The 6,948-nt window shown below is 71.7% G+C and carries 10 protein-coding genes; 7 read left to right on the top strand and 3 right to left on the bottom strand.

Going from position 1 to position 6,948, the window contains the following annotated elements; translation table 11 throughout:
* Positions 1 to 169 precede the first annotated feature (169 nt).
* From ACLQ2T_RS28405 to ACLQ2T_RS28435, 7 genes are all read left to right on the top strand, one after another.
* A complete protein-coding gene (locus ACLQ2T_RS28405) occupies positions 170 to 781 on the top strand; it encodes an RNA polymerase sigma factor (RefSeq protein WP_425769444.1) in 612 nt (203 codons plus the stop codon).
* Positions 778 to 1,368 (top strand): Lsr2 family DNA-binding protein, encoded by a 591-nt coding sequence (locus tag ACLQ2T_RS28410; protein WP_425769438.1) that lies wholly within the window; start codon positions 778 to 780, stop codon positions 1,366 to 1,368. The genes ACLQ2T_RS28405 and ACLQ2T_RS28410 overlap by 4 nt, the downstream gene beginning before the upstream one ends.
* Positions 1,365 to 2,048, top strand: coding sequence for a GGDEF domain-containing protein (locus ACLQ2T_RS28415; protein ID WP_425769439.1), 684 nt, complete (start codon positions 1,365 to 1,367; stop codon positions 2,046 to 2,048). Before ACLQ2T_RS28410 ends, ACLQ2T_RS28415 begins: the two co-directional genes overlap by 4 nt.
* Entirely contained in the window at positions 2,045 to 2,563 is a 519-nt protein-coding gene (locus tag ACLQ2T_RS28420) for a hypothetical protein (RefSeq protein ID WP_425769440.1), read from the top strand. The genes ACLQ2T_RS28415 and ACLQ2T_RS28420 overlap by 4 nt, the downstream gene beginning before the upstream one ends.
* Positions 2,563 to 2,820 carry a hypothetical protein gene (locus ACLQ2T_RS28425; RefSeq protein WP_425769441.1) on the top strand — a complete coding sequence of 86 codons (258 nt, stop codon included), beginning with the start codon at positions 2,563 to 2,565 and terminating at the stop codon, positions 2,818 to 2,820. Before ACLQ2T_RS28420 ends, ACLQ2T_RS28425 begins: the two co-directional genes overlap by 1 nt.
* On the top strand, positions 2,813 to 3,508 hold the full coding sequence (locus ACLQ2T_RS28430) for a hypothetical protein (RefSeq protein WP_425769442.1): 696 nt from the start codon (positions 2,813 to 2,815) through the stop codon (positions 3,506 to 3,508). The genes ACLQ2T_RS28425 and ACLQ2T_RS28430 overlap by 8 nt, the downstream gene beginning before the upstream one ends.
* A gap of 312 nt (positions 3,509 to 3,820) precedes the next feature.
* Positions 3,821 to 3,985, top strand: a complete 165-nt coding sequence (locus ACLQ2T_RS28435; RefSeq protein ID WP_425736055.1) for a hypothetical protein — start codon at positions 3,821 to 3,823, stop codon at positions 3,983 to 3,985.
* A gap of 329 nt (positions 3,986 to 4,314) precedes the next feature.
* On the opposite strand, the gene ACLQ2T_RS28440 is transcribed toward ACLQ2T_RS28435, so the two are convergent.
* From ACLQ2T_RS28440 to ACLQ2T_RS28450, 3 genes are all read right to left on the bottom strand, one after another.
* Entirely contained in the window at positions 4,315 to 4,593 is a 279-nt protein-coding gene (locus ACLQ2T_RS28440; RefSeq protein ID WP_425736056.1) for a hypothetical protein, read from the bottom strand.
* Positions 4,594 to 4,927: 334 nt separating this feature from the next.
* Positions 4,928 to 5,461: a hypothetical protein gene (locus tag ACLQ2T_RS28445; protein WP_425769443.1), complete on the bottom strand. Its 534-nt coding sequence runs from the start codon at positions 5,459 to 5,461 to the stop codon at positions 4,928 to 4,930.
* Positions 5,462 to 6,012: 551 nt separating this feature from the next.
* Positions 6,013 to 6,690 carry an LPXTG cell wall anchor domain-containing protein gene (locus tag ACLQ2T_RS28450; RefSeq protein WP_425736058.1) on the bottom strand — a complete coding sequence of 226 codons (678 nt, stop codon included), beginning with the start codon at positions 6,688 to 6,690 and terminating at the stop codon, positions 6,013 to 6,015.
* Between the last annotated feature and the right edge of the window lie 258 nt (positions 6,691 to 6,948).

The following is a 6,948-nucleotide window of genomic DNA, read 5'->3' on the forward strand; positions in this document are numbered from 1 at the left end:
TTGACCCTGACGCATTGACAACCTAACGTTGTCCGCACGTTGATAGGTCTGCATACAGACCCAGGTGATCATTCTTGGCCCTTTCGAAGGGCGCGGAAAAGGCCCCGGCGGGATTGCGCCCCGCCGAGGCCGGCATGGCATCCCAACCAAGGAGGCTCAGATGCCAGCAATGAGGGTACGTGCTGCCCGAAATCATGCGGTGCAACCCCTTCCCGGATCGACGTCTGATGACGTGTCTGCGCTGGTGGCGCGGGTTCAGGCCGGTGACGCGGAGGCGTTCGGCGCGATCTACGGCCGGTACGTCGACCAGGTGCGCCGCCAGGTGCACCGGCGGGTGTTCGACCGGGAGGCGGCCGAGGACCTGACCTCGGAGACGTTCACGAGGGCACTGGCCAACATCGGCACGTTCCGGCAGCGCGGCAGCGACTTCGGCGCGTGGCTGGCCACGATCGCCCGGAATCTGACGATCAACTGGCAGCGGTCGCACCAGCGGCGCGAGCGTCCGGTGGCCGAGCTGCACGACGCCGCCCCGGTCGGCCGGGTGCCGAGCCCGGAGTCGGACGCGGTGGCAAGCCTGACCCGTGACGCACTGCTCGCCGGCATCGCGCAACTCAAGCCGGACCAGCGGCGGGTCGTTGCCCTGCGCTACTTCCGGGAGCTGTCGATCGAGGAAACCGCCCAGGCGCTCGGCAAGACCCCGGGCGCGGTGAAGGGCTTGCAGTACAAGGGCCTGCGGGCGCTGCGCGGGTTGCTGCCGGCGACGGTGGTGATGCCGGCATGACCAGCACGACGATGACGCCGGTAAACGGCATCGACCGGACCGCCGCCGTGCGCGCCGCCCAGGGCCAGCCGGCTCCGGCGCACCAGGTGCCGATGGGCATCCGGGTCACCAAGGGCCCCTGCGTGCCGGCGCCAGCCCCGGCCGCGCCGACCGGCACTCCGACCACGCCGACGACCCCTCGCGGCGTGGAGGATCTGCTGCGGATCGCCGCCGACAGCGACCTGGCGCGGACCCGGCACCTCGGCGAGAAGATCGCTGGCCTGGTAAAGGACCTGACCGCCCGGATCGAGGCGGAGCAGGCGCAGCGCCAGGAACGGGAGGCCGCCGAGGTGCGGCGCCGCGAGCTGGCCGAGGCCGAGGCCAAGTTGGCGAGCCAACTCGCCGAGGTGCGGCAGAAGTTGCGGAGGACCGGCCGCGATTCCGCGGCATCACCGTCGCGTGGTGGCCGCCGGGTGGGAGCTGACGAGCGGGCCGCGATCCGCGCCTGGGCGATCGCCAACGGCTTCGAGGTCGCCGACCGGGGTCGGATCTCCCGCCAGGTCATGGAGGCGTACGCCGCCGCGACCGGGCCGGAGGTGGCCCGGTGAAGACGTTGACGAAGGTTCTGCTGCCGGCCGTCGCCGTGACGTCGGTGGCTGGGCATGTGTGGGCTGCCCACGTGGTGCGGTCGCAACGTATGCAGTTGGCGCAGGCCCGCCGGGCGGCGCTGGTCGATCCGCTGACGGGCCTGGCGAACCGAGCCGGGCTGGCCGAGGCGCTGGCGGACCTGGCCGGGGAGCCCTACGACCTGGCGATCTGTGACCTGGATGGGTTCAAGCAGGTCAACGACACCTACGGCCACGACGCGGGTGACGCGGTGCTGATCGAGATCGCCGACCGGTTGTCCGCCGCGATTTACGAGGTCGACGGTTCGGTGGTGGCTCGGCTCGGTGGTGACGAGATCGTGTTGGTCTGCCCGTCGCCGGCGCCGATCGCGCACATCCTCGGTGCCGAGGTGGTGCGGGCTCTGGCCGCGCCGGTGACGCTGCCGAGTGGGCAGGAGCTGACGGTGCGGGCCAGCGTCGGCGTGGTGTCGGCGATGGTCGGTGACGAGCCGTCGCGGGTGCTGCGCGCGGCGGACCTGGCGCTCTACCGGGCCAAGGCCAACGGTGGCGACCAGGTCGCCGAGTACGACCGGATCGCTGATCTGCCGGAGATCGAGGCGCGGCCGGTCGTGCGGTTGCGGGAGATGACCGAGATGGCCCGCACGCTGGGGGGTGCGGCGTGACGACCCCGACCGCGCTGGACATGACCGTGGTGCTGGACCGCTACCGGGCCGGTCTGCGGAACGTGACGGACATCGAGCTGGAGCGTCGAGCCGAGACGGTCGCGGCCCTGCTCGGCCCGCTCGCCGTCGTACTGCGGCACCTGGTCGACGCGGAGCGGGAGTACCGGCAAGCCGTATGCCGATCGGCCTCGCCGCCCCCGGCTCCGGCCCGGCTGAACCGGTCGAGGAAGGTCGGCGCCGCCGCTGGTGTGGCGGTCGGCGCCCCGAGCGTGGTGTTCGCCGGCGGGGCGCTGGCCGAGCACGCCGACCAGGTGCCGCAGGCCCTGGTCTACTCCCCGGCCGTCACGATCGGCCTGATCGTCGCGGTGGTCGGCGGTAGCCGACTGGCGCGGTGGCTCGACGACCGCTGGCACCACCTCGCCGTTGACGTCGACGAGGCCGACCTGAACCCCCTCGGCGCGGAACTGCTCGCGAAGGTGCGGGCGGCCCGTCAGGCGCGCGGGGAGGTGTGTTGATGGCCGCCCTGCTGGTGGTGAAGGTGCACCTGGACTGGACCGGTCCGGGCCACTACGACCCGGACCGGTCGCTGCCCTGCCGGATCTGCGCCACCCCAACCAAGATGCGCGACGGCCAGGGCACCGCTTGCCACAAGTCGTGCGCCGAGGACGAGATCGCCCGCGAGCTGCTCGGCAGTGGCCGGTCCCGAATCGCCGACGAGCGGGTGCCGACTCCGGCGCAGCCACGGCCGGCTGACGGAGGCCCGAGTGAGTGAGAAGAAGCTCGCCGACGTGGCGTGGGGTCCGTGGATCGCAATGGCGGCCGCGGTCATCCTCACGGCCAAGGGCGAGTTCGACCTGGCGGTGGCCGCGCACTTCAGTTCGTACATCGCCTGGATGTTCCCGGTCATGCTCGACGTCTACGTGATCACCGCGTTCCACCGTCGCCGGTGGAAGGACATGTTCGTCGGCATGCTGCTGATGCTCTTCTGCCAGATCGCGGTGCACCTCCTGCCGGTCTACATCGACACCGAGGCCGGTGAAGAGGTGCCGTGGGGCTTGGTGGTGGCGGTCGCGTGTATCGCGCCGATCGTGGTCGTCAGGGTCAAGATGCTCACCGGCCGCACCGCAGCGGAACTCGCGGCGGCGGCGCAGGCGGCCCAGCAGGCGGAAGAACTCCGGGAGGCGCGGGCGGAAACCGCCGCCGCGCGTCAGGCGCAGGCGGCAGCCGAGGCAGCGGCGCGGGCGGAAACAGCTCGGGCCGAGGCGGAAGCCGCTGCCCGTGCGAAGGCGGAAACCCGCGCGGCCGAGGCGGAAAAGCGAGCGCAGGCAGAGGCGGAAACGCGAGCGGAAATCGAGGCGGCCACGGAGGCGGAAATCGCCGAGCACGTCCGGGCCGTCGCCGAGGCCCGGCCCGTGACTAACGATCTTGCGGGAACTGGCGCTAAGGGGCCCCGTGGTTGACCTCCGCGGTTGACCTCCGCGGTTGACGAGCCTGCGTCGACCGTGTGCACACGGCGTCGCTGCCTGATTGCATTCGTCGATGCCGATACAGTGGCGGGCTCGGGTGCGGCGGCGGGGGGCGTGGTGACGGGTGCGGTGGTGCAGGTAGACAGGATGGCGGGCCGGTTCCGGTGGCGGCTGCTGGATTCGGGGGTGGGTTCGGGTTCGGGTGTGGCGGTGGCGGTGTGTGGTGACTACAGCCATGGCTCGTTCGCGGCGTGTTGGGCGTGCGCGTCGGCGTCGGTGCGTTTGGCGCGCTCTGAGGGTGTGCGGGTGCGGGCGGTGGTGCCGGGCCGCTACGGGTGGCTGCTGGTGTACGGCGAGGTGGTCCTCGCGCGCGCGGTGGACGCCTATCCGGACGAGATGGCCGCCCGGGAGGCGGGGGATCGGGCGCACCGGGACCTGCGGCTGGCGGTGGTGGTGGATGGCCGCCGATGACGCGATCGCAGATCCGCTGGTGGTCAGTGAACGCCGGAGGCTCGGGTGTCGGCGAGGTGGGTGAGGCAGGCGATCAGCAGCGGCTGGTGCCAGGCGCCGGCCGGACCCGCCGGCATAGCGCCGCGGCGGTGGGCGGCGTTGGTGGCTAGGTGCAGCAGTTCGGCGTCGTTGTGGCGTGCCTATCGCGGGTTGCCTGTCAGGTAGTGACGCCGCGTCTGCAGGGTGTGCGCTGGCGCGGGGTGGGCCTCGGCGGTGAGGAGTTCGGCGGTGTGGTGCAGCACCGTGTGACGCCACGTGCGGGGGTGTCATAGCAGGTCGTCGTCGTGGTCTCAGTCGCGGGTTGTCCTCTGTAGGTATCGGGTGGTCGGTGCCGCGTTCGGCGGTGGTGTGCGGGGTAGCCAGCCCAGGAACCGGGCGTGCAGGTGTATGGCGACGGTGCCCGGCAGGTCGGCGACGGCGCTGGCATAACAGGAGCTCAGGCAGTGGAAGAGCAGGACCGGCGTGCGGTGGTGTTCGGCGAGGAGCCTGCGCCGGCCGTCGGGGCATGGCCATTCCTGCTCGCAGTCGGCGCAGCCCCAGTTCGGCGTGACGGGCAGGTGCCCGTTCATCGTGTCGCCTGCCGCGCGACTGGCGGGCGGTGGTGCGGGGCGCGCCGGCGTTGGCGTAGCGGACTGACAGGGCGCGGTGTGCCCGTCGGATGCTGTCGTGGCGCTCCGGTCATGTGCCGGTCCTTTCGGTCTGCCCCGTGCGACCTTGGACCGCGGACGTTGACGTCGATCCACGGCGATGGTGACCGTCCTATCACGTTGCGGCGTGGGCGCTCGCCGATTGGACAAGCCCTGGGCGGGATTGTCGACAGGTGCGTATTCCGCTCGGTCCGCAGGGATCGACGTGGGTCGCGGCGGCTCTCCTGCCCGCCCGGATCAGAGATGCGCCGCCGATCTACCTGCCGGTGGGCGTCGGGTCCGACGGCAGGCGCGTGCGGGGCAGCCACGCCGGCGTCATCGCTGCCGGTAGGGCGTGACCGGCGCGGTCGTGAGCGGCCAGGGCGGCATCCAGGAACGCCGCGACCCGCAGGTCACCGGTGGTCGCGATCTCGGCGATCAGCAGCAGCCGGTGCCGCGTCGCGGCCGGCTCCGGTAGCCACCCGGTGTCCTCACCGCCCAATGCCCCGACGAACAGCAACACGGCCAGCAGTTCCTCATCGACCTGCGGCAGCCAACGCCGGGCCCGATCCCGGCAGCGGGCCAGCGCCGGCCATGCCGTCGCGGCCAGGGCGGCGTCGTCAACCAGTTCCTCCAGCATGAGCCGCGCTGTCATCTCCAGCACTCGCGGGGTCGATGGCGCGGACATCCGCCACAGGCGCCTGGCCGCGACGTCGAACGCATGTGGATCCCCGGCAGCCACCGCCGTCACACTCTCACCCACGGCGCGCAGCAACGTGAGCGACCGACCCTGCTGTTTCGGCTTCTCCACCGGCTCACTCCTTCGCAGAACCCGGAAGACCCGTCGCGGCCGATCCGCCGGTTCGTGGCCGCCGATCGCGGTGAACACTCTTGTCACGGGGACGCCATCGTGCCCGGTTCGCCGCCGTATAGAGCGGCTCCACAGGAGCAAAGCTCCGCACCGCGGCCATGCCGGCGGTGAGGCCACACCGGTGCGGGACGACGTCGCCATCTGCGGGGTGTGCGCCGCGGCGGGGGTGGCCTCGGCGGTCTGGTGCAGCACGGTGTGACGCCAGGTCCGGGGATGTCGTAGCAGGTGCGGGGCGGCGGCGTCGACGGCTGCCCGGTTGTCCGCGGCGAGGGCGTGCAGCCGTCACGGTGGCCTGCCGGAGGTGCTGCTCGCGCGCCGTCGGTGCACGCCGCATCGGTACCTCCTCGATCGGACGGCGTCCGCGGGGCGGCGGCGCGAACGGGTTGGTGGGTGCGGCCGGCACGGGGCGCCGTAGGAGGTGGCGTCCCGTGCCGACCGCGGGTGACCGCACCGGTCACCTGCTTGTTGCGCCGACGCTGAGCGGGGCGTGGTCAGCCGCGGGTGTCGCGGCGGCGGCGCGCCAGCACCAGGGCTGTCCCGGCCAGCAGGGTGAGCACGCCGGCGGTGGCCAGGCCGAGCGGCCCGGATCCACGGCCCGTGCCGGTGACGGGCAACTCGGACTTCGTCGGGGTGGGGGTGGGCTGGCCGGTGGGTGTGCCGGTCGAGGTCGGGGTGGGGGTGGGTGTGCCGGTCGGCGACCCTGTCGGGGTGGGCGTCGGAGTGGGTGTGCCGCTGGCTGCGCAGGTGTGGGTGAGGACGAAGAACGACGCCTCGCCGCTGATGGTGGCGGTCGCGTCGGTCAGCGTCCATCCCGCGGGCAGCCGGATCCACGCTTTGCTGGTGCCGAGGTTGTTGACGATCTGCCCGCCGTCGGTGGGGATGGTGCGGGTCACGGTGCCCTGCGGGGTGGAGAAGGTCGCGGTGACCGACTCGAACACCCCGGAGGTCTGCGGGTTGCCCGGCAGGTTGAACACCCACACGTCCTCGTTCGGGTAGGGGCCGCCGCCGAGGTTCGGGTCGCAGTTCTGGGTGAATTGCGCTGCGTTGGTGGGCACGTTGCCCGGGTTGATGTCGATCGTCTGCTGCGCTGCGGCCGGCGCGGTCCACGCCACCAGTAGCGCCGCGGCCATCGCGGCGACTGCCGCGTATCGGCGTATGTGTCTTCTCACTCGCACAACCCCCGTCATGAGTCTGAACGCGAACACGAACACGAACGACAATAGGGCCCGTGTGAGCGTTTTAGGCGGTTATGGAAGTATTGCGGGGTGGAGGTCAGCAGTGAGCCCGGCGAGGCGAACCCGCCATGCAGCGGACCCAGGCGACCGTGCTGCCAGAGGGGGTGCCCGTAGTCCTAGTACGGCAGCCGCCGTTCGGGATCATGGCTGGAGTTCGAGGTTGAGGCGGCGTGTGTAGTGGGATTGTCGGGC

Source organism: Micromonospora sp. DT229 (assembly GCF_049844505.1).
Lineage (GTDB): Bacteria > Actinomycetota > Actinomycetes > Mycobacteriales > Micromonosporaceae > Micromonospora.